Annotated in this window: 19 protein-coding genes; 1 reads left to right on the top strand and 18 read right to left on the bottom strand. The window is 41.4% G+C overall.

Annotated elements, in window-relative coordinates; genetic code table 11:
• Positions 1-23 precede the first annotated feature (23 nt).
• The 10 genes from PBF_RS10475 to PBF_RS10425 form a co-directional block, all read right to left on the bottom strand.
• Positions 24-1058, bottom strand: coding sequence for a DNA sulfur modification protein DndB (locus PBF_RS10475; RefSeq protein WP_035329695.1), 1035 nt, complete (start codon positions 1056-1058; stop codon positions 24-26).
• Positions 1055-2149, bottom strand: a complete 1095-nt coding sequence (locus tag PBF_RS10470) for a DNA sulfur modification protein DndB (RefSeq protein WP_035329694.1) — start codon at positions 2147-2149, stop codon at positions 1055-1057. The genes PBF_RS10475 and PBF_RS10470 overlap by 4 nt, the downstream gene beginning before the upstream one ends.
• A gap of 406 nt (positions 2150-2555) precedes the next feature.
• Positions 2556-3047 carry a fasciclin domain-containing protein gene (locus PBF_RS10465; RefSeq protein WP_081757263.1) on the bottom strand — a complete coding sequence of 164 codons (492 nt, stop codon included), beginning with the start codon at positions 3045-3047 and terminating at the stop codon, positions 2556-2558.
• 242 nt (positions 3048-3289) lie between these two features.
• On the bottom strand, positions 3290-4261 hold the full coding sequence (locus PBF_RS10460) for a carbohydrate kinase family protein (protein ID WP_035329693.1): 972 nt from the start codon (positions 4259-4261) through the stop codon (positions 3290-3292).
• A gap of 10 nt (positions 4262-4271) precedes the next feature.
• Positions 4272-5762: a glycoside hydrolase family 32 protein gene (locus PBF_RS10455; protein ID WP_035329692.1), complete on the bottom strand. Its 1491-nt coding sequence runs from the start codon at positions 5760-5762 to the stop codon at positions 4272-4274.
• A gap of 56 nt (positions 5763-5818) precedes the next feature.
• Positions 5819-7249, bottom strand: a complete 1431-nt coding sequence (locus PBF_RS10450) for a PTS transporter subunit EIIC (protein WP_035329691.1) — start codon at positions 7247-7249, stop codon at positions 5819-5821.
• A gap of 219 nt (positions 7250-7468) precedes the next feature.
• Positions 7469-8458, bottom strand: a complete 990-nt coding sequence (locus tag PBF_RS10440; RefSeq protein ID WP_035329689.1) for a LacI family DNA-binding transcriptional regulator — start codon at positions 8456-8458, stop codon at positions 7469-7471.
• A 602-nt stretch (positions 8459-9060) separates the two neighbouring features.
• Entirely contained in the window at positions 9061-9687 is a 627-nt protein-coding gene (locus PBF_RS10435; protein ID WP_035329688.1) for a class I SAM-dependent methyltransferase, read from the bottom strand.
• A gap of 238 nt (positions 9688-9925) precedes the next feature.
• Positions 9926-10543, bottom strand: coding sequence for a hypothetical protein (locus PBF_RS10430; protein ID WP_035329687.1), 618 nt, complete (start codon positions 10541-10543; stop codon positions 9926-9928).
• Between the two features lie 29 nt (positions 10544-10572).
• The gene (locus PBF_RS10425; protein ID WP_035329686.1) at positions 10573-11544 is read right to left on the bottom strand and encodes a hypothetical protein; all 972 of its coding nucleotides are present in this window, start codon (positions 11542-11544) and stop codon (positions 10573-10575) included.
• 305 nt (positions 11545-11849) lie between these two features.
• Between PBF_RS10425 and PBF_RS10420 the strand changes: the two genes are divergently transcribed.
• Positions 11850-12314: a hypothetical protein gene (locus PBF_RS10420; RefSeq protein WP_035329685.1), complete on the top strand. Its 465-nt coding sequence runs from the start codon at positions 11850-11852 to the stop codon at positions 12312-12314.
• Between the two features lie 10 nt (positions 12315-12324).
• On the opposite strand, the gene PBF_RS10415 is transcribed toward PBF_RS10420, so the two are convergent.
• The 8 genes from PBF_RS10415 to PBF_RS10380 form a co-directional block, all read right to left on the bottom strand.
• Entirely contained in the window at positions 12325-13446 is a 1122-nt protein-coding gene (locus PBF_RS10415; RefSeq protein WP_035329684.1) for a hypothetical protein, read from the bottom strand.
• A gap of 17 nt (positions 13447-13463) precedes the next feature.
• Positions 13464-14486, bottom strand: coding sequence for a Nif3-like dinuclear metal center hexameric protein (locus PBF_RS10410; RefSeq protein WP_035329683.1), 1023 nt, complete (start codon positions 14484-14486; stop codon positions 13464-13466).
• 133 nt (positions 14487-14619) lie between these two features.
• On the bottom strand, positions 14620-14982 hold the full coding sequence (locus tag PBF_RS10405) for a Na-translocating system protein MpsC family protein (protein ID WP_035329682.1): 363 nt from the start codon (positions 14980-14982) through the stop codon (positions 14620-14622).
• A gap of 168 nt (positions 14983-15150) precedes the next feature.
• Positions 15151-16332 (bottom strand): metal-dependent hydrolase family protein, encoded by a 1182-nt coding sequence (locus tag PBF_RS10400; RefSeq protein WP_035329681.1) that lies wholly within the window; start codon positions 16330-16332, stop codon positions 15151-15153.
• A 69-nt stretch (positions 16333-16401) separates the two neighbouring features.
• A complete protein-coding gene (locus tag PBF_RS10395; protein ID WP_235192246.1) occupies positions 16402-17523 on the bottom strand; it encodes a M24 family metallopeptidase in 1122 nt (373 codons plus the stop codon).
• A gap of 35 nt (positions 17524-17558) precedes the next feature.
• Entirely contained in the window at positions 17559-18965 is a 1407-nt protein-coding gene (locus tag PBF_RS10390) for a sodium:solute symporter family protein (RefSeq protein ID WP_035329679.1), read from the bottom strand.
• A 171-nt stretch (positions 18966-19136) separates the two neighbouring features.
• On the bottom strand, positions 19137-20321 hold the full coding sequence (locus PBF_RS10385) for a metal-dependent hydrolase family protein (RefSeq protein ID WP_035329678.1): 1185 nt from the start codon (positions 20319-20321) through the stop codon (positions 19137-19139).
• A 111-nt stretch (positions 20322-20432) separates the two neighbouring features.
• Positions 20433-22010: a PucR family transcriptional regulator gene (locus PBF_RS10380; RefSeq protein WP_035329677.1), complete on the bottom strand. Its 1578-nt coding sequence runs from the start codon at positions 22008-22010 to the stop codon at positions 20433-20435.
• Between the last annotated feature and the right edge of the window lie 1128 nt (positions 22011-23138).

The following is a 23138-nucleotide window of genomic DNA, read 5'->3' as shown; positions in this document are numbered from 1 at the left end:
TTTTTTATGCTGCTACATCCTGCTCACCTCCTTTGCGACTCCAGCCAATTGGCGATCTCCTCTATATTTCTCTTGCTTTTATCAGGGTAAAAGAATTCTCCTCTTCCCATTCCGTCAAATCTTCGCCACTGCGGGTTCTTGCTGCTCCAATCTACACCCTTTATGCTATCCATTCGCACAATCAGACTTCGTTTTTTGGCAGACAGGGATTGATTTTCCCAGTCTTTAATTGCGTATAACGAAACAGCTTGAATGAGCGGAAAGCTCGCCAGCATGGTTTCGTGATAGTTTCCGATTCTTTTAGGAGAATCAAAGGTGAAGAGTTTATCGAACCAGCAATTTACGATATCCATATAGGCTTCATCCTCTCCCCCGGCATTCTCCTTCCATTCATCTGCTCTGCTTAACAGCTTGCCTGCCAGAAAAGTGGCCACAAGCAAACGCAGCTGGGAAAGTGAGAGAAACTTTTTATTAGCTGGCCGAATAATGGCTCTTTTTTCGGTTTCCACACCTGCTTCGATCAGCTTTGCATTCGATTGAAGAATCCGGTTGGTAATCCCGTTTAAACGGTCTCTGGAATCATAGGCGATTCGCTTGGACAATGCCACCTGTTTCCCTTTTGTATTTAAATCAATAAAAAGCTGGTTCTCCTCATCATTGGAAAGGCCTTCAAGGACCTGAATGGCAATCTCTGTCTTTTCCAGCAGATATTGAAGATGATAAGCATTCCGGATCTCTTCGTCCTTCTCACTTTTCATGCTCATGAAAATTTGATCCTCGAGCTGAAGCAGGGCTTTCATCCGGTGTGATCCATCTACGATTTTTAATTTGCCTGGAGTTTGTCCCCCTAACATCCCCTCTTCTGCTGCGGCAACCAGCGGCGGCAGATATATTTCTCCCCCTGCAGCATTAGAGAAGATATACTTTTTAATCCTTCTGACCTGAAGCTGATTCGTGTCTCTCAGAATAAGCCCTTCTTCTTTATGCATATGGACCAGTTGGGAAACAGACAGCGCTATAAAGGTCTGCCGCTTTGTAAAAATGTCATGAACAATCACGGCTTCAGCCCTCCCTGTTCGATTTTCTTTTTAAATTCCAATGAGGTCTGCTGGATTTTTCTCGTGGCAGAATGGCCTTTAATTTTGGAAGACATAGGGTCAAACAAATGCCGGAACATCGGATCATCATGCTTCCAGCTGCACTCTCGTTTTAAGTGTTTGAGTTCGTGTATAGCTTCTTTGCAGGATAAGTTATGAGTCCTGGCCAGCTGGTTGGCGCAATAAGCAAGAGCTATTTGCACACCGGAGTAACCGCTTACAAATTTAAATCTGTCAGCGCTTCTCTTCGGGAAAATCTGCTGCCATACTTGAAAGAATCCAAGTGCAATCTCTTCTGCTTCCGTCGGATTGCATCTGTAATATGGGGGTCCTTTTTTTACAGTCAAAATACCTTCAAACAAGGCAATGATGCATCTCTTCATGGTGGCTAATGATGTAAGTGCGGAGTTGTGAATGGAAATTCTGGAAAGGCTTTGTTCTATTTCAAAGATTGGCTGAAGCTTCGCTGCAACAGTTCTTGTCAGCTCAGTATATGGGTCACGCTGATCATAAAGCATGATCTGCCCGATGTGAGCCTCTCTTCTTTCAGTATTTATGTCTGTGAAAAGCTGTTTCTCCTCAGAGGTTGTCAAATCCAGGAATACCTGCAAGGCAACAGGATATTCTTTCAATCTTTCAATATAGGTCTGCAGTTTGCTTGCTTCATCCAGCCTGCCTGTTTCTTCCGCTGATTCTTTTCTGGATTTAAGATGGCTTATGGCAGATGAAAAACTCGCGCTTCTGTGCTGTCCATCAATGATGTAAAGCTTGCTTCCGGGAGTCAGTTCCCATCCATCCTCCGTTTGGCGAATCGCGCCTCTGGCCGAAAAAACAAATGGAGAAAAATAAAAGTCCCTGCCTCCTTCCAGCGATTGAATGATAAACTCTCTGATCTCCACCCGCCTTTTAGGATCCAGCTTTCTCTGAACTTCCTCATCCACTTCAAAAACAGCTTCCAAAGTCGCATACCTCAGCTGAGTAGCCAGTACTTTTTTACCAAACTGATTGTATGCTGATCCCATAATTCTGGTTAATACACCAATATCTGTCATAATTCTCACCCCGAGGTTTATTATAGGCATGTTATCTGATTATTGTAAAATCTTTTTTCAGCTTCACACCGGCTACCTTCTTTCTTAGTCTTGATTTTAATAAGTTAGCCTGTTTTCTTACTATTGACAGAAGCGGGAAGACAACATATAATATGCTTCTCAATTTTAGAACGAAGCGTAGGACTTATATTTGTGATGTGTGTCACAAATACCTCATTTAAACACTCTTTTCAGCTGCTTTCACAATAATCATGAGTATAATAAACAAATTTTCCTCCAAATTTCGAACATTTTGTGACAGGCTAATCTCACCAGGATCATTCTTGAATAACTAATAACGTAAATATGGCAAAAAAGACATAAAGAAAGACTGAAAACCCCAGGGAATTTCAGTCTCTTCTCAGAACTATTTCGGCAATAATACCCGATCAATGACATGGATTACACCATTGGATGCTGCAATGTCAGGTGTTACTACAGTTGCATCATTGACTTTTACAGGGTTAAGGGAGATTGTCACTTCTTTCTCTGCGAGTGTTTTTGCCTTCATTCCATCTTTCAAATCAGCAGACATGACTTTACCCGGAACCACGTGATAAAGCAAAATATCCTTCAGATCCTTTCTTGCCAATAACTGTTCTGCCGTAATGTTTAAATCCGTCAGAAGCTGGTTGAAAGCCGCATCTGTTGGAGCAAATACAGTGAATGGACCTTCACCTTTAAGCGTCCCAGCCAGCCCCGCTTTCTCCAAAGCAGCTGCCAGGATCTTAAAATCTCCTGCTTGTACAGCAGTATCAACGATGTCTTTCTTGCTGCCGGTGTTATCTGCAGCTGATGCCAGTCCAGAGAAGGACAGCAGCATCATAAAAACCAGTGAAAAAGCAAAAATCTTCTTCATTAGAAATGCCTCCTTTTTATTTAATGGTGCACACTATGTAAACACCAGGTTTTATTGTTTGCATTTCTGTAAATTTTATCCTGATTGCACTCGAGTACCTAATCGGCAGCATGAATGGATGTTTCCCTTCTGCTCAGAAATGATTTATCTTTCATAAAAAAAAGCATAATCTCCTCATACGGAAATTATGCTTCATTGCATCTTCTTTGAAAGTTAAACATGGCATGCCGTCTTTAGCTTTTTTACTGTTCTTTTATAAGAGCCAGCACTTTTTCCTTAACAGGCAGTGCTGAAATAGCCCCCTTGCCTGCTGCGGTTAACGCCCCGCTTGCATTGGCAAACAGCAAAATGTCTGCATGCTTTTCTCTTAGTATGCTTAACACATTTTCAGGATTTGCTTTAGCTTCCAGAAGCTTAAATAAAAATCCGCCGATAAAAGCATCACCAGCACCTGTAGTATCCTGGACATCTACTGTAAATCCCGAAGACTCCCATTTATCAGCTTGTGTATACAGCTCTGCTCCATCAGCGCCCTTAGTAAAGACCACAGCCTGGACATCGCCCGTAAACAGCGAAGCAATCGCTTCATCCACTTCCCTGATTCCGGTAATGAATTCAAGTTCCTCATCAGATACCTTAACAATATGTGCATGGGGCAAAAATTCCAAAATGGCAGCCCGGCATTCCTCAGGACTCTCCCATAATGGCAATCTGACATTCGGATCAAAGCTGATAAGACCGCCATTTTCCTTCACTAACTCCACAGCTCTCTTATGGGCTTCTTTCATCGGGCTATCCACAAGATCAACCGAGCAGAAGTGCAGAATATCCCCTTGTCCAAACCATTCTGCCTGAAGCTCTGACTCCTCAAAAAGCAAATCTGCAGACGGTTTCCGGTAAAAAGAAAAATCCCGCTCACCGTTTTCTTTCAGAGAAACAAACGCAAGTCCTGTATTCGCTTCACTGGTGCGGAGAATTTTGTCTGTTTTCACCCCGGCACTTTGCAGCTGCTCAATCAGGAAATCGCCAAACGCATCATTCCCCAGCTTGGTAATCATGGAAGCTTCGTGGCCGAACTTCGCCACTGCTGCAGCAACATTAGCCGGCGCACCGCCCGGGGCCCGCTCGAAAGCTGCGACATCCTTCAGGGCCTCCCCCTTCTTTAACGGGATAAAATCAATCAACACTTCACCAATCGAGTATAGTTTCGTCATGTCCTCACCCTTACCGTGTAATCCCTTGCTTTAACTCATGCTTCACATAACTGCATGTCATTTTTTGATCAGTGAACAGTTTGACTCCGTTTGATCCGTTTTCAGGAAACACTCTTGCCGTGAACACAGCTTCCCCGTCATTAACAAAAATTTCTGCAATGCTGTGATCTACAAACACTTGAACTTTTACAGAAGTGCCGATTTTTAGCCCGGAGCTCCTTACAAAGCCGTATTCCCCTCCAAATGCCCATTCAAATTTTTCCCGGTTAAGCCTCACAGCTTGTGAGCTGCAGTCAAACTCAAGCACTAAGCCTTCTTTTTCAGAAGCAAACAGCTCAATCCCAAAAACATCAGCATTTTCTGTGTCAAAATTAAATTCGAGCTCGTGCTGCCCGATTCCTTCATCGATCATCACGCTTCCTGCTTCGATAGTCACACTGTTCGTTTCCGACTTTGCACGAAGCTGCTTCAGCATAACCGAAGGCTTTTGAACAAGCTTGCCATCCACAAGACCCAGCTCACGCGGAATGGACAGGCAATGCGCCCAGTCTTCCTTATCACTCGGATAATCGATTTCACCCATTCCGGCCCATGAAAATAACAGGCGCTCATTGTGTTTGCCGGCAAAAGTTTGCGGTGCGTAAAAATCAAATCCTTTTTCAAGCTCCTGGAAATGCTCTGGCACAAATGAAAGAGCTTCCACATCCAAATGGCCCACCGCATACATCACATTATAAAGGTTATGGTAATCATGCCCTTCCGCCTTTAACCCTTGCGGAGAGAAAATCAGGACATCCTTGCCATCCAGCTCAAAATAATCCGGACACTCCAGCATATAAACTGATTCAGGAAAATCAATCTGCAGATTCAGCTCACCCTTAAAAGACCAGTCAATGGCATTATCAGATTCATAGACAATGATGGCACCCGTCATATTTTCCCGCTGTGCACCAAGCAGCATATAATAGCGTCCGTTCTTTTCAAACACCTTCGGATCGCGGACATGCCCTGTATATCCCTGCGGAACCCCTTCAATAATCGGGTTGTTTTTATACTTTTGAATCTTCCCTTCCTGATCCATGATTGCCAGGCACTGATTCGCGGATCTTTCCTCTGCGCTGTACTTGATATTGCCTGTGTAATACAAATAGAGTTTTCCGTCCACCTCAAGGGAAGCCCCGGAATAGGCACCATGGGACTCATAATCCTCCACCGGAACCAGTGCAGCCGGAAGGCGCTCCCAGTTTACAAGGTCTGCTGATTTCACATGGGCCCAATGCTTCATGCCGTGGATGGCCCCGAATGGGTACCACTGATAAAACACCTGAAATTCTCCGTTGAAGTATGCAAGACCATTAGGGTCATTCATTAAGCCATACTGCGGGTGAATATGGTATGCCGGCTTCCATGGGGATTCAGCGGATTTTCCCCGAAGCCTCTCCAGTTCATTCTCGTTTGCTTCATGCAGCGTTCGATACTTTGCTTCTGTATATCTCTCCATACTAAGTCCTCTCCTGTAAAAAATAGAGAAGAGAGGAATTTCTCCCTCCCCTTCTATTAATCTAAGTTTGGTTTTTTTACTTTAAAGTACACAACTGTCAGAACCGCACCAACTGCTAAGGCAAGTACATTGGCGATAATGTAGTTGATATGTCCGTTTCCCTGTGCCGCGACTATTGCGAATCCAGGCAGTGCAGTCGCACCAAACCCTAATGCCTTGACTCCAGTCATGTATACATACGCTCCGCCGATGGCACCGCCCAAACAGCCCATAACGAGCGGAAATCTATATTTCACGTTAACCCCAAACAGTGCAGGTTCAGAGATTCCAAACATTGTCGAACCAAACGCTGAAATGCCAATCTGTTTGGCTTTATCATTTTTCCAAAGAACCAAAGTGTACCCAAGCACTGCTCCGCCCTGTCCCATTAAAGCAACCGACATCAGCGGCATAATGAAGTTCGATCCTGTGTCAGCAATCAGCTGTGCTTCAACCGCCCCAATCACATGATGCAGGCCGGTAATAACGATCACCTGCTGGATCCCTGCAAATAGCATAAACCCGACAATCCCTAAGTTATCGACACTCCACATCAGACCAGCGGTAATTCCATCTGATAACAATCGGCCAAATGGGCCAATAGCCGAGAATAATAGAAAACCAGAAACGACAATTGTTAGAAATGGCGCAAGGAAAAGCTTGATAATATCCGGAACTTTCCTGCTGAAAAATTGGTCGAGCTTTGCCACAACAAGCCCCATTAATAAAGCAATGATGATGCCGCCCTGGAACGCAACAAGTGAAATCTTTAAGCCAAATAAGCTGATGACTTCCGGTTCGACCGTTCCGTTTCCAACTAAATAAGCGTTTGCAAGATCCGGGTGAAGCATAATCGCACCAAGCACTAACCCGAGAACCGGGTTGCCGCCAAAACGCTTTGTCGCCGAATATACAACGAGCAATGGAAGAATCGTAAAGATCCCGGTTGACATGATGCTGATAAAACGATTAAAACCAGCTATGGCCGGATACATCTCAACCACCGACTGTTCACCGAAAATTCCTTCCTGGCTGAGAAGTCCTGTTACCCCCATCAAAAGCGCAGCGGCCAATAAGCCTGGAATGATTTCAACAAACACATCTGATAAAGCCTTGATTCCTTTTTGGAAAGCATTCTGCTTCTGGGCAGATTGCTCTTTTACGTCGCCAAGCGACATCCCTGTAATGCCCGCTTCTTCTGTGAAGACAGCGTACACATCATTAACCGTACCCGCCCCAAAGATAATCTGCAGCTGATCTCCTGCTACAAACGATCCTTTTACATGGTCAAGCTCACCGATTGCCTTTGTGTCTGCCAGGGAATTATCCTTCAGAACGAGCCGCAGCCTTGTGGCACAGTGGGCTGCACCCTGAAGATTTTCCTTCCCTCCAATTAATTTTAGCAACTCTTGGACTGTAGGCAGGTATTTGGATTTTATGTTTGCCATTTGTCTATTTCCTCCCCTTTATTCAGTAACGGAACCGGTTCCATTTCTGGATAAAAAAATAGTCATGTATGTTGTTTTGGTTTTTGGAACCGGTTCCTTTTCCGTTCAAAAAATGACCCGCTTCTTACCCTTACATGGGTTCGTTGTGCGGGAACCGGTTCCATTGATGTGATTATAGTATAATTTTCAAATTTCAACAACCCTTTTTTGAAAACGTTATCAGCTTTTTACACTTTTCACGCTCTCACCTTCAATAAAGTCAAACCCGGAAACCTGTAATGGCGTGACTTCTTCCCCGTTCGTCAATTTAATAATCGTCTCGGCAGCCATTACACCTGTCTCTTCATTTTTAAAGCGAATGGTCGTTAGGGAAGGATGAATGACTTCTGAAATATTGTATCCCCCAAAACCTGCGATTGAAAAATCCTCCGGCACTTTTTTCCCCAGTTTCGAGATTGTTTTCATCGCCCCAAACGCGATTGTGTCAGTCGCACAAATGATGGCTGTCGGCGAGCAGTCCTCGAGCGCTTCCTGTGTAACTCTGGCTGCATCCTGCAAATCAAACTGGGATTCAAAGGTTTTAACATCAGAGACTCCGGCAGTCTTTAACCCCTCCATGATTCCCTGCTTTCGGCGCTGCCCTACGGCTATATCACTTTCCGTTACCCCAATATATGCTACTGCGCGATGTCCTCTTTCTGCAACATACTGGCCCATTTTAAAACCTGCCAGATAATCATCATTAATAATGCAGGTGCATTGATCAACTTCCTGGGCAACGATTAAGACTGGTATTTGAATGGAATTAATCGTCTCGATGTGTTTTTCCGTTACCCCTGTTGCAATCAGAATAATGCCGTCCACTTTTTGGCGGGACAAGCTGATCAGGCTTTCGATTTCCCGGTCCACATGCTTGCTTGTGCTAATGATCAACGTGGTATAATCACGCTTTCTCAGTTGTTCATCAATGGCCATCAGCACCGTCGATGTTACATAAGAATCAAGTGTAGGAGCAATTACCCCAATAAAGTTCGTTTTCTTTGCCTTCAGGCTTTGCGCAAACGAATTAGGCTCATACTTCGTTTCCTCAATTACTTTTCTGATCCTGGCTTTCGTCTGTTCACTTACATTGCCGCCATTCAAATACCTGGAAACAGTACTCTTCGCCACACCGGCAAGCTTCGCTATATCTTTGATCGTTGTATTCATGAATTGTTCACCTATTTTTGTAATTAGAATTGCTTTTATTATATATGAATAGAGGAAGTAATTATAGGGAGTTGCGTGTTGGAACCATCGTCCTCCAGGTAAAATTCAATTAATACCGCTAACTGAATGTTAAGTCATAAAGTATATCCAACCACGACCAGTACCTGTGCTATTATGTATACCTGAGCGCAAAACACGCTCATGGTCTAATTAAGCTGGTTATTCTCCATAGCAGACTTTAACACAAACATAGCCGATACAATAATACTCGCAGTTGTCGTCTGAAGTGTCTCCCGGATTACTTCTAGGCACAATTTCTATTTGTGGAAATAATGATTTAACTCTTCTTCCTGAAGAACAGCTTGACTGATTATCTTTCGAATCCCCTAACATTACAGTTCACCTCCTTCATGATAGATTATTCAAAAGGAGGGACAGGTGATTAGTTGTTAATCATGTGTTAAGAGATAGATTCTATTTTCCTAAGCTGTTATACGTTCTAAAAAATGCCTGCCTTTATTAATAGGCAGGCATTTTGGTTTAAAAGGAAATCCTATTGCTTTTTTACAAGCCTTAGTGAAAAGTTTGTGCAATTCTGTTAATCATTTTTTCTGACATTTTACTATTGTAAATGTAAATGGAGGTTTCGTTTCATTGTCCTTATGCGGCTCCACTATTTCCGAGATTTCGATCAGTCCATATTGTCCAAATTCCTGTTTAATTGAGTCGGAATCATAGAAAAACATTTTTACTCCGTCCATGATCTCAAAATAGTCTTTACCCAATTGTTTACCCTTTCCATACATTGGGGCTTCTTTTGAAATCGCAGTAAAAATCATATATCCGTTTGGCTTTAACTGATTATAGCAGGAGTGAATGAACTTCTCTCTTTCACGCTTATTCAATAAGTGTATAAGCGCATAACTAAATATCCCATCATAAAGCTTGTCATCAAAAGGCATATCGGTTACGGAACCATGAAAAATAGGCATTGTAAGCCCATTATCTCTTGCCAATTCAATCGCTGTTTTTGAAATCTCAATACCTGTTACATCTATTCCATTGTCAATAAAAACCTTCGCATTTCTCCCATATCCAAAACCGGGAATTAAAATATCCTTCACTTTCTGTTCAAGGAAAAAATCCTTAGTCAAAATGCTTGAGTCTGAAGGTTCAAATCCCCACATCGTCTGCTTTTCTATAAAACTTGATTCCCAGAATTCTGTCATCCTTCAATCTCCTTCTGTTTGGCTCTCTTTCTTAAGACAAGGCTGTTATCTATACCTTCGCTCTATTTTGAAATTTACCTTATTCGCAAACAAATCGTAATTGTTACGATTTATAATTCATTAAATCACATATTTATCATTCATGCAACAACTATGGAAACATAGAGACGGTTCCTACGCATCAGAGTGAGTCGCCAGAAACCGCCCCTATATTTATTACCTATGTTTATTTATTATATTATGATTCGTCCCCTGCCTCTTCCAACGCATCCGGATATATGACCTCATTAAATATCTCGCCTGTCGCAGTATCCTTCACCAGGATTTTCACTTCATAGTCCTCAGGATCAACACCGTTGAATAGTTGATAAAACATTCCGGAAAGTCCCAGTCCAAACACCGCAAATCCATCAAAGCTATTTTCATAGGCTTCTCTGTCGACTTCCAATGTAAACTCTGAAAAATCCTTGTTATTCGTAACTTCTTTTACGGATGGGTAATCTTCTCCATTCTTCGTATCGGCAATGGTTTTCTGCAGCTCTGTTTCCATTTCTTTCATCATTTCTTTATGCTTAGCTTTAGACATTTTATACGTGACTGAGCCATCGTCATTCCTGGTGACTTTTATGCCTTCCTTTTCTGCTTCTGCAATTGAGCTATCTGCATCCTCTCCTTCAAACATGGAAGCCGGCAAGGTTACCTCAACATTTAGCAGGCCTTTATCAACTTCAACAGCTTCACTTTCCTCCGTTGTTTTTTCAGTAACAGTCTCTTTTTCACCTGCTGTCTTTTCACTTTCTGAACATGCACTCAACAAAACCATCATAACTGACATAAATACAATAACCTTTTTCATCGTTTGAACTCCCCTTTTAGATAAATTATTTAATACCCAGTTCCAATACTGATATCCAGTCCCTTTGCCAATTCCCCTTGCCCATCTTCATATAAGGATGAGGGAATAATTCCGGTAATGGTTACGTACTCTTCAGTTTGCTTCAGTGTTTCAAATAGATCAGCAAATTCTTCCCTGTCAAAGTACACGGTCCATTTTCCTCCTGTTGACTCATCCCATACCCCTACGGCAAAATGAGTTTTTTCAAGAGCATTAAAACCATAGTTATAATACGTATCCAGACTGGCGGTACCTGAGATTAAAAACTCTTTATCCAAATGATTTTTCATATCATACAAAACATCCTGTGCCACCAGATTCAAACCTTTTTGGGTTTTATATTCTTCAGCTGCCTGGACAACTGAACCTGCTTCATTTGGAGCAGCAGATTCTCCTCCCATTAACTCAAATTCAACACCCAGCGCCAATTCATCCTGGCCATCTTCATATTGTGCTTTTGGGATTGTGGCCGCTGCTGCTAAATAGGTGTCACCTTTTTTCAGTGTTTCATACAAATTAGAAAACTTTACTCGGTCAAAGTACAAAACCCAGCGGTCAGCATACCCTGCACCTTCGTCCTCTATACTGACAGCAAAATGGGATTGTTCCAGATTGCTAAATCCATAGTTGTAATACGTATCAAGACTCGCATTTCCCATTATGGCAAACTGCTGATCTAAATTATTTTGCATATCAAACTGTATATCTCTTGCTTTTAATTGAATGTTTTTTTCAGCCATAAAACGAGAGAACATTTCACCAGGGTCCACTGCTTCTTCAACCTCTTCTTGTGACTCCATTTCTTCAGCAGCTTCTTCTTTCTCTTCAACAGCTGCTACATCAGTTGAATCTGCTTCTGCTGATTTCACTGATGTTTCAGGATCCTCCTCACTTCCGCAACCGGTCATGGCAAATAAAATTGATGGAACAAGCATTAGCCCCATTAACACTTTTGTTCTCATAAATACAACTCCCCTTCCATTTCTTTACCAATTATCTGGTACACATCAATCATAACAAGGAAGGTGCACAAAAAATCGGGTGGGTAGAAAAAGAAAAACAGCATACTTTTTTGCATACTGCAGAAAGGCTAAATTATTTTTATTAAGGCGGTTTTCCAAGGGATTGCTATCTTAACAGATCAGTTCTCAACAAAAAGAGGATTCGTGAGTAATAGCTATCATAAATAATCGATGGAGACATAGTAGATATTTTTTCCTTCTCGAGCATAAACATCAGTATTGAGCAGCAGGAAAGAGGGATAGCCATGTCCTTTATCGGATTTGAACTAATAGCCAAAAGAGCATGGACGATTTTGCCTGGCTACACTTTTTCGATGTCCATTTTATGGAACAAAAAAAAGATCCCTTCCTCCATCGGAAGAGATATCTATCATGAATCTGGACTGATTCTCCCTGATAAAAGAATTGCAGCCACCGGGAGGATTCATCATTTGTCTGATCATACAATAAATCACTATGAACCCATACAAACAACACCTTGTAGGCTTATTTGCCGGCCTGCCTTTCCCCTGAATGATCTAAAAATTGAACTTATTGCGCCGATGAGAGGGATTATGGAACCCATTCATCAAACAGCCGTTCTTTTCTTATGGAGCAAGGAAAACAATCTTTTAAGAAAAACAGAGCTCCACCTGGATCCCCAATCATTTGAAAGGATCCCTCCAGATCAATTTTTTATCGATCTTTCTTTTTTACTGGGTAAAATTTAATCTCCGAGCATTAAACCAATATCGGCGTTAAGAAATAAACAATCAAAAAGGCTGTGAATATACGCATGACGATTCCTAGTACAGCCGCTCCCATTGCTTCCTTTTCACTAAGATCAGAATTAGCTGCCCATATAACCGGAATTTGACCAAAGATTGTAGACAATGGCAAGCCGGATGAAGCTAATACGAAGGATCCGATGACCAAACGCGGATCCAAAGAACCAGCAACTTCCGATAACTGGGCCATGGCCAGCGCCGGGCTTGCTAATATGGAGAGAATTCCGGTCTCAGGATGAATATTTAGAGCTAACAAAACGGCTGATAGGCCGGATTCAAATTTTGACCATATGCCGATATAATCGAGAACGCCAATAGCAGCAAACACGACGGCGGCAGCCGGTATAATGAGAAGGAATAAAAGCTCTGCTCCCTCCCTGGCTCCATTAAACAAAGTGGGTAAAAAGCCAGTCTTCGGCGTAAATTGAGGCAGCTTTGCAATTTGGACAGCTTTCGTATCCCGGTAAATGGTTTTAGAAAGCAGGAACGGGACAACAATGACAGGCATGAAAACAGCCAGCACGACCACGACAAAGGCATTGGCCCCTACAGCCGTTAATGCAACCATACCTAACATAAAAGTAGCAAAAGACTGCTGCGATTGAACCATGGTGGCAACGGCTATTTTCTGCTCTGCTTTTGTTGCTCCCGAACGGATTAAGATCGGTCCAGCAATTTTCCCGGCAGCATTAATATCACCAAGAATATTATATATACTTGGAATGATAACAGCTGAATTCACTTTCATCAGCTTTGTAACAGGAATGAATATCCGAATTAACGCATCCGTAAATCCCAGTCTTTCCAGTACCCGGCCTATAATAACACTGACAATAATGGAAACCCCTACAGTACCGGTTAAAAATATCTCTACGATGACCGGGAAAACCTGGTCGACAATGGAAGTAAATAACCCGGCTAATGTACCTGGCGTGATTAACAATACCAGCAGTGAGATGATGACTAAACCAAGACCGACTGCTTCAATTCGTGTCCATTTTCTCGTTAAAGGAATCGGGACACTATTCTCTTCTATTTCTAGATTTTCTTGTACTAAAGATTTAACCTCGCTCATCTACCTGCACTCCTTTTTTATACTGATTGGACAGCCGTTTTTTTCAATAGATAACCCTCAGCCATTTCTTCTGCATATTTCTTTAACTGAGGAGATCCCATTTCATTTAGGGATATGCTAGTCACACGTTCCCGAAAAACTACAACTTCAACATCAGGCAGCAATCTGTCTAAGGCGTAAGCTAAAGGTAAACCATTTTCAAGTATTTCTAACACATGGCAATTTCCGATAATAAAATTAAGTCCTAACTCCTTAGCTGTTTCAATAAGCGGATGTCCATCATAAACCCGGCTAATGCTAGCGAGAACTGTGTCAGCCTCCGGGTGTTCCTGGATCGCTTGACGCAAATGTTCAGGAGAAAATCCCGTATGCGGGAAAATGTGCACAATATTGTTCACGGGGCTGGTCTCTTCTCCATGAACGATTCTCCCGCGTGTCACTATACTAGTTTCAGACAGAGATGAACTATTGCGTATTTCCTTTTCAGTATGTAACAGTTCCTCTTCATCTCTCAGACCCATAAAATTGTCCAGCCGTGTTAAAATATCCCCCAGCGTTTTCACCTCAGGGAGCACTTTCCCTGCATATAAAATATTTCCGTGTAGTCCTCCATAAGAAACCTCTGTCCGGTATACCTGATGGCCGTGCAAAAATGGGATGCCAGGATGTAATCCATGGAAGGCTTCATGCAATTCAAATGCAGCTACATTATACAAATCCAGATAGTTTTTCAAGATGACTCCACCCGAATTAGCCGCTTCAGCTATCGGATGATGAGCAACAATGGCATCGACACCAGTGGCGCCGGCAAGTTCGATACATCCTTCTGTCATTGTCATGGCAACTGCTACTTTTTTTACTTCTTTTTTCATATCGCCATAGACAAGACCTGGCGTTTCAATGATCTCTTTCCCGGGAATGTTGGAAGATTTCATGATGACAAAGGGATGCTCACCTCTCGTAATATCGTTTAGAGATTTAATCACTCTTCCTCCTGTCAGCTCATCCAGCGCAATCAATACATCTTCTACTGTTTTCATAATGTTGCTGCCTCCTCTATTTTTTTTATAAAAAAAACCGTCAGCACAAAACAAACAGACGCTAGTCTGAAAGCTTGTACTGACGGTTTTTATGCACTCTTAAGAGTTCAATGGACCAGTCACCATTATTTAATTACCTGGAAATATAGGCACTTGTATCCCGATCCAGGGTAATGATCGTTCCTGAGAGTTCAGTAACGGGATCATAGTCTTTTAATATAGAAAGTACCTTCATCCCATACTTTTCTTCCAGGACATTCCTTAAATGTTCCTTATAACTATCTATGATGGCAATGTCAGTCATTCGGGTTACAAAGCGATTAATCTCGTCCAAATGTTTAAGAGATGGAATTCTCTTATGATTGGCGAAAATTAATATCTTATCCCCCAAAAACTCGACTCTTTGACTTTTGACGCCAATGTTAAACAAAAGAAGATTGATATTGTTATAATCCTTGATAAGTTCCTGTTTAAATGGGCCAGCAGTCCAACTCATTTACTTACACCATCTTTTTGAAATTTCAGAATCATTTGATAAATAGAATTTAACATAGTTAATACTATCTGTAAAGTGTTTATATTAAAATTATATTTTACTAGATAAAATCCACCTTCAGACACTAGTCACCTGGACACTGCTTATTTCGCCTGCTTATCAAGGTTCTTATTGATATGCTTCATAAGCAGCTTCTCCCCTGATTACAACCATCTTTATACTTTCTAAATTACTCAGGCACTCCAATGGGTTTTCTTTAAGCAAAATCAGATTTGCCCTGTATCCCTCTTTAATTTGCCCAACGTCACGTCCTAAGATTTTCCCTGCATTTACTGTAGCTGTTTTAAGGACTTTTTTCGCATCAGGAACAATACCATTCATGGTATACAATTCATCCAGCAGCGCACGGTGAGAAGTGCATGGTGAACCCGCATCTGAACCGGCCCCAATTATAAAATTCCGGTTAAAATAGGTCTCAAATGCATTCCGGTGAATGCTGACGATTTCCTCTGCTTTATTTCGTGCATAAGATGGAATTCCTTCCTGTGTGGCAATTTGCTTGTAGACAAACAATGTTGGAATCCAGGCGGTATTCCGCTCCTCCATTAAGACAGCCAGTTCATCATCCAGAAAATGACCATGCTCAATTGTATCCACACCAGCAAGAATCGAATTAAGTATTCCATCACGGCCAATCGCATGTGACGCCACTTTGAGTCCAAAGCGATGTGCCTCATTACAGATGACTTCCTGCTCTTCAAGGCTAAGCTCTGCATTGCCGACCTGTTCCCCTTCTATTCTGCCATAGACCCCGCCAGTTGCACTTACTTTAATTACTTCAGCACCCTTAAAAATTTGTTCGCGTACACCCTTTAAAGCCTCATCCTTCCCATCGACAAATCTTGCCCAGAACGGATCATGTCCTCCTGTCATGGTTAAGGTTTTTCCGCTGGCTATCACATCAGGACCTGGAATAAGCCCCCTTTTGATTCCTTTTGCCACATGCAGAGCAATGTCATCGATGGAGCCAATGTCCCTGACAGTCGTTATTCCGTGCTGAAGATAGGTTTGACAATTGGCAACGGCCCTTATAAGCATCTGCTCATATCCTTCTGTTTCAGAGGTTTGAACTGGATTTAATGAGCCGTCCCACATCATATGAATATGTAAATCTATTAAGCCTGGAGCGAGAAATCCTCCATTTCCATCGATGACCTTTACGCCGGCTGGCAGTTTGGATTCAGGGATCATTTCCTTGATCAAACCATCTTTTATCCAAAGTGCTAACCCCTTCTTACAATCCAATTCTTCCCCATACAATAGCTGTACATTCGTTATCACAAACTCCATCACATGTTCCTCCTATCATTTTAAAAGGAAGAAGTGTGATACTTCTCCCTTTCAAGTTTGATATTTAAGTTAATAAAGCAGTGACTCCATATCACGCGGGTATTCTGTGATTAATCGGCATCCATCAGATGTAATAAGAACAGTATCAGAGTGTCTGAAACCGCCAACCTCAGGTATATAAATCCCAGGTTCGATTGAGAATGCCATTCCTTCCTCTACCACATCATGATGGTCATAACGCAAAAATGGCTGCTCATGTGCTGATACACCTATTCCATGTCCGGTGCGGTGAATCGCATATTTTTCAAGTCCCGCCCTTTCAAACACTTCACGGGCAACACCATCTACCTCTGAAAATTTCACACCTGGCTTAATAAAATCAATCGCACGCTGCTGCGCTTCAATAGCAGCCTGAAATGCCTTTTCCTGCTGGGGTGTCGGCTTTCCGACAATGACGGTTCTCTCTAATTCTGCACGATATCCATTTAGCCCAACCTGTCTGCTGTGGATAATGACATCTCCCGCTTCAATTTTTCTTGTGTTGGAGAAGACGTGCGGCATAATGCTTCGTTTTAACCCGGAAGGCGACATAACCACTACATCAATAACTGAATCCGGATATTCTGCAGCAGTTGCTTCAAACAGCGCCGCATTTCCCGCTGCATCTATTTCCATTTCTGTTATGCCCGCCTGAATTTGCGCTAATGACTTGCCTACTGCCAGATTCACTAATTGTCCTGCCTGCTCCAGCATGTGGATTTCTTCTTCATCTTTGATAAATCGCATTTGATAAATGAATTGCCCGATGTCAACCACCTGATAGCCTGATTGCTGAAGATAGAGAAGTGCATCACCCGGAATAAACGCTAAATCCACACCAATTTTTGATGAGTCAGGACTTTGTTTTACCAATGCACGTATATGCTCTATATGCGAAGTCTCATCCCTGCCGGCTACAGGATGCTCATAATAGACCAGGACATCATCTGCATGTGAATGCTCCAGTGCATGGGTTTCTTCAAGGCCAGGAACAATCATGGCTGTCTTTTCCTGTAAATGAAAGATGATGGGCCGTGAATAAATTAAAGCTTTAAAATTCGTTAAATAAAATTGATGGTCAGGATTAAAGACAAATACGGCAGAAATTCCTTGTTCTTTCATATACTCTTTTAATCGATTGATTCGTTTCATTGAATCCACGCTTTCCAACTCCTTTAAAAATCATTTTAGATTGTATGATCAGTAGTCAGATCTGTTGTGACGTTTTTATTTTTCGTTGCCAAACTGACAATAATGAGTGTTAAAACGGATAATGGCAAAGCAAACAGGACACTATTCCAATCTAAAGGACGGTCAAGAGCGATTTCCCATATCATAGTGGCAGAACCACCCACAAGCATGGAGCTGATCACGCCTGCTTTTGTCGCATTCTTCCATAATACGGTTGCAAGAATGGCAGGAGTTAAGGACGCGCCATACATCGTATACGAATACATTTGGATGGCCAGGACGCTTGGGAAGAATTGACCTAACACATAAGCAAGGATTCCTAATATCACAACAATCACGCGGTTGTACCATAGAAGTTTACTTTCTGACAGCTTGCTCTTACTTGAGCGCTGGATTAGGTCACTGACAATATTTCCTGATGCTGATAGAAGATAAGATGTTGCTGTTGTGATAATAAAGGCAACGGCTGAACAGAGAATAAGCAATCCGATTACTAAAGGTACACCATCAATCGCGAGCGATAGTATAGCTGTATCAGGCTTGATTTCTGGGAAAAGTACAATGGAGGTAGTTGCTAGGATGATGGTTAAACTAATGACAAATACACTGCCAACAAAAAAGCCGATAGTGGATTTCCGGGCTACGTTCGGATCTTTCGCAGCAGAGAATCGCTGATACATGTTTTGATCACCCAGAACGAGTAAAAACAATGGCAGGAAGAAGCCGAGAAGCTGAGGAAATGATAAGCCGCCATTCCAGGTCTTATTCATTTCAGGCAAAGAAAGAGATAATCCTTCAAATCCCCCAACAGCATTCAATGCAAAGGGAACTCCGAATAGAAAGCCTATGATAATGAGAATGGCACTAAGCGCATCCGTATATGCAACTGAAAATAGCCCGCCGCTTACCGTTAAGAAGATAACCAGTGCACACATAATGATGGCTCCTATTTCCAGTGGAATACCTGTGGTTAATTGCAGCACATAGGCACCGCCTGTAAACTGGTAGGCTGTGATTCCGACAAAGGCAAAGATGATAATAACGGATGATATATAAAGAGCTGCTTTTCCAAAGCGCCGTTCCAAAAGATCTGGTACTGTATAGATTTCAATCTGGCGGATTTTAGAAGCAATAAAATACAAAATGATAGCTCCAACAATTCCGCCTGACAGATTAAAAATAGCGGCAAACGGTCCGTATTGGTAAATAAAGCTTGCCCCGCCGACAACAGTTCCAGATCCAACAAACGTTGCAAGTAGAGTACCCATGACGACGAATAGCGGCAGGCTTCGTCCTGCAACCATGAAATCATCACTGTTTTTCACCGATTTTTTTGCGAAATACACACCAATTAACGCCATGAAAACCAGATAAATCACAACTGCAACTAAATAAATGTTCAATAAGCTCACTCCTTTTACTATTTTTATATAAGGCTGTGTGGAAGCTTAATGCAGATTTAATCTTGGAACAGTGATCCATGTATCCTATTAAATTTTCTTTGGAATTTATCCAAGGGAGACCCCGCACTTGCAGAGCCCCATTGCAGTTTCCGTTTCAGCTTACAGAAGACTTCAGCTGACCAAAACCCCATTTTTCATCACAAGCTTGTCTCCCCGCAAACTATTTAAATCATTTAGTGGATTGCTGTCCGCAATCAGCAAATCTGCGAACTTTCCTGGAGAAATGCTGCCGCGCTGATCTTCAATCCCGAGACATTCAGCTGCAACACTCGTTGATGCTTTAATGACTTCCATTTCCGACATTCCCGCTTCATGCATGATCGCTAATTCATCGTAATAATAGCGGGGCGGGGTTAATGGAGAGCCACAGTCAGTTCCAGTCGCAATCTTCACTCCGATTTGAACAGCTTCCTGCAGCATCGAGAAATGCGGTCCCACAACTTGCTTCGCTTTTTCGAGAGCATATGCCGGAATGTCCGGGCTGCTTATAAGCTGTCTCATGACGGCCATTGTCGGCACTAAAAAGGTACCCTGATTTTTCATGATTTCAAGAGCCTGACGATCTGCATATATTCCATGCTCAATTGTGTCAATCCCGACCTCTAAACAATTCATGATCCCTTCAATTCCATCTGCATGAGCAGATACCTTCTTATTTTTCTTTAGTGCCTCTTCTTTTGCCGCACTCAGTTCCTCTATTGTTAATTGAACGGAACCGGGCTCTTCCCCTTTGGTATAAATACCGCCGGTTGCCATCACTTTCACCAGGTCCGCCCCTTCTTTGAGCACCCTTCTTGTATTCTTGCGAACTTCGTCCGGCCCATCAGATTCATAGCCTAAATAATAGACATGTCCGCCTGTCATACAAATAGGTGCGCCAGCAGCAATAATGGTAGGCCCTGAAAGCAAGCCGGAATCAATGACATTTCTTACATGCAATACGGTTCGATCCGGTGAACCCAGATCTCTGACCGTAGTGACGCCTAATTTCAGTGTATCCAATGCATGCTTGTAGGCTTCCAAAGCGATTCTGTCATTCTCTTCATTTTTTATGACCGATTGCGGGTCTGCACTGCCATTCCAAACGAGATGCACATGGCAGTCAATCAGACCGGGAAGTATATATTTTCCGGCACAATCAATGACTTCAAATCCTTCTGTATCACCTGGCTCCCCTTCTTTGACCTCAGTTATTCTTCCGTTTTCAACCTTGATGTACGAATTCTCCAGCACCTCATCATTAAGTCCGTCAATAATGCTGCCGCCTTTTAATATCCATTTCGTGTCTGCTGGCATTTTGAAGCCCTCCTATTGTTTGATTATTCAAAATCATAACAATAAAAAGATTATTTATCATTGTATACTACAAACAAAAAAGAGACAGTAATTTGTCCCTTTTAAACAATTCTATTGAAATTGATCTGCTTTTTGTTTAAATCTGTATATGGAAAAGGCCAGCATCAGCATTGAATAATGGGATGGATTTTGAATATCCACCTGCATTAATTCAGTTATTTTCTGCAATCGGTATTTTACCGTGTTAGGATGCACAAATAATTCACTGCTCGACTTTTGAAGATTAAAAAAGTGTTTCAAGTATGTATATAGCGTTTCGGTCAAGGAAGCATTCTTTTCCAGATCATAGGCAATCAATGGACCCAGTAATTCTTCATCAAAGTTTTGAAACAAATGATGGGATTGTAAATTGTAGGCGATTTTTTCAATCCCCATCTGATCCCAAAACACCAATTGTGCATCATGAATGTGGCCATGCAGCAGCCCAATTGATGATTGGTCATACATAACTTTAATTTTACTGCAATGGTTCACTTCATCTATCGCACTTACGCCGATACGGATTCCAGAGTAGTTTGTCAGAATGGTCGCTACCCTCTCTCTGTCTAATATCGAATCGATCACCCCGACAATTTTTCTGTTATAAATCCATAATCGCGAATTTGTTTCATTTTCTATTAAACTCTCTGAAAGCATTTGAAGCTTTGACTGAAGTGTTTCCGGAGTGGAGGACTGCACCTGGAAAATGCATCTTACCTTCTTAAGGTCCATATAAAAGTCAGATAGATTTTTATCATCGGACTCACCTTGAAAAATACCTTCAAGCATTTCTATATCTTTGCTCTTTTGATAATGAAGCAATGTATTTTTATTATAGGCAGCTAAACTTAAAGCACGTATTCCGTTCTTAATGACCTCTTCTGAAAACTTATCCGCTGCTCCATTTTGACAAATGATCAGATAGCCAAGAAAATTCATCTTAGAAAACAGCGGGGCTACCTTGAAATTCTGGTCAGAAAGAGAATCCATTTTCACAGCTATATTCGTCTCACGATTGGTGAAGCGCACTTTTAACACGTTCTCTTTATGCTGGTTTATGATTAAATTAATCAGGTGCTTAATCTCATCTCTGGTTTGCTCTTTCGTTTTCCAATACGCCATCAAATCAAAATACGGATCTAGCACGCACACAACATTGTTAATATATTCTCCTATTACTTTTACAATTGAGTTCAAATCCTTTTCCAGGAGAACAATTTCCATCAGTTTTTCATTTAATCTATGTATTTTCGAAGCCTGTTCATTTTCCTTCTTATTTACCAGCTGATTATATTTCTCGTGGATGCTATAGTACGGGACCTCTTGGGGGATTTCAAAAAGCGGGAAAGAATGGGTATTGGAGTAGTCGATAACTTCTTTCGGAATCGTTTTCAATGCTGCTGTATGAAAACCAATAGCACTGATTCCGATCTCCTGCATCCATTCTAAATGGCTAATGATTTGATTCACATCTTTAAAAGCGTGAAATGTGGTCATAACAAAGCCTTTTTCTTTCATGCGGGATGTTTTTTCGGTCAGTTCCATGCTTGTTAGGTAGGCGATTTCTTTATTTATATTTTGCCTGCCGCCGCTCACCAGCAAAATATTATCCCTTTCTAATACATCAGCAAACTCTTTGACTGTAATCATAAGATCCCCCTTTGAAAGTGCCTATGTAACATGGTTTTTGGACAGCTTCATTGATTCAATCTGCCATTCGACATTTGTCTATCATACCTGTGCGAGGTCCCCAATTTTTAGTATGAATCTCTTATCCACTTAATCAATACACTTATGATTATTCTTAGCTTGTTTATATTATAAAGGCAGCTTCTGCTAAATAATATCGAAAAAAGCCTTATTATTATTATGAAGGCTGTTTTCTGCTTTAAATATTTACCTAAATAAAACATTTCACTTTTTGGTATTTTTGGTATAATTTAGTAATAAAATTCAAAGGTGGTTAATATGAACTATTTTTTTAGTTTTGAGTAGCTGTATCTCTTACTTAATTGTCTTATTTTTTCGGCAGTATCATTACTAAGAATGCTATTTCTGTTTTAGCAGCATTCATAATTGGCACTTCAATAGTATCATTAGGATCTATTACTAGGGTACGAAGTGGTTGATAAAAGAGAAAAAGGCGGAGCACTATGGCTAATCGGCGATCAAGAGCTAACTGACTTGATAAAAGAGCTGAGAAAACAAAAAATAACCTTCACCTTTGCTTACAATGGGAGTAAATCAACAAATAAAAGGCCTGCCTGGTTTACTAGTTACCAGGGGTAAAAGAAAGAACCGATCAATCATGGTCGGTTCTTTCATATTTTTATATTTTATACATCTTAATTTATTGAATAATCAGTGCCTTCCTCATAATAATGTAAAGCTGGGAGCTGTGAATGGGTTAGCATCATAATGAAATCATAGTAAAAGACAAACAAACGACCATGTTCTGGTTAACTTAATAATACGAAACCACCTATTGGTTATTGTTCACCACTAACAAAAACGATAATGCAGCAAATAATCTGCAGATTTTGGCTCTCAAGTCTTCCTTTACTCATCAAAATGATACTCCCTGCTTACACTTTTCTATACACATTGTATTGACTTTCTGCAATTCTGCTGCTTTAATTTTCGGATTAATTGGTAAAAGTAAGTGTTTTTTCTGTTTTTAAACTTTTATTTAATATTAAAAGTTTGTTCACCTAATTTATCGCCACCAATACCTTGTGTTAAAGCCGATGTTAAAATCCTCAATATAGCCGGAATAAA

This window comes from Cytobacillus firmus DS1, assembly GCF_000565285.1.
Classification (GTDB): domain Bacteria; phylum Bacillota; class Bacilli; order Bacillales; family Cytobacillaceae; genus Cytobacillus; species Cytobacillus firmus_A.
This window is presented reverse-complemented; position numbering and strand designations above follow the sequence as displayed.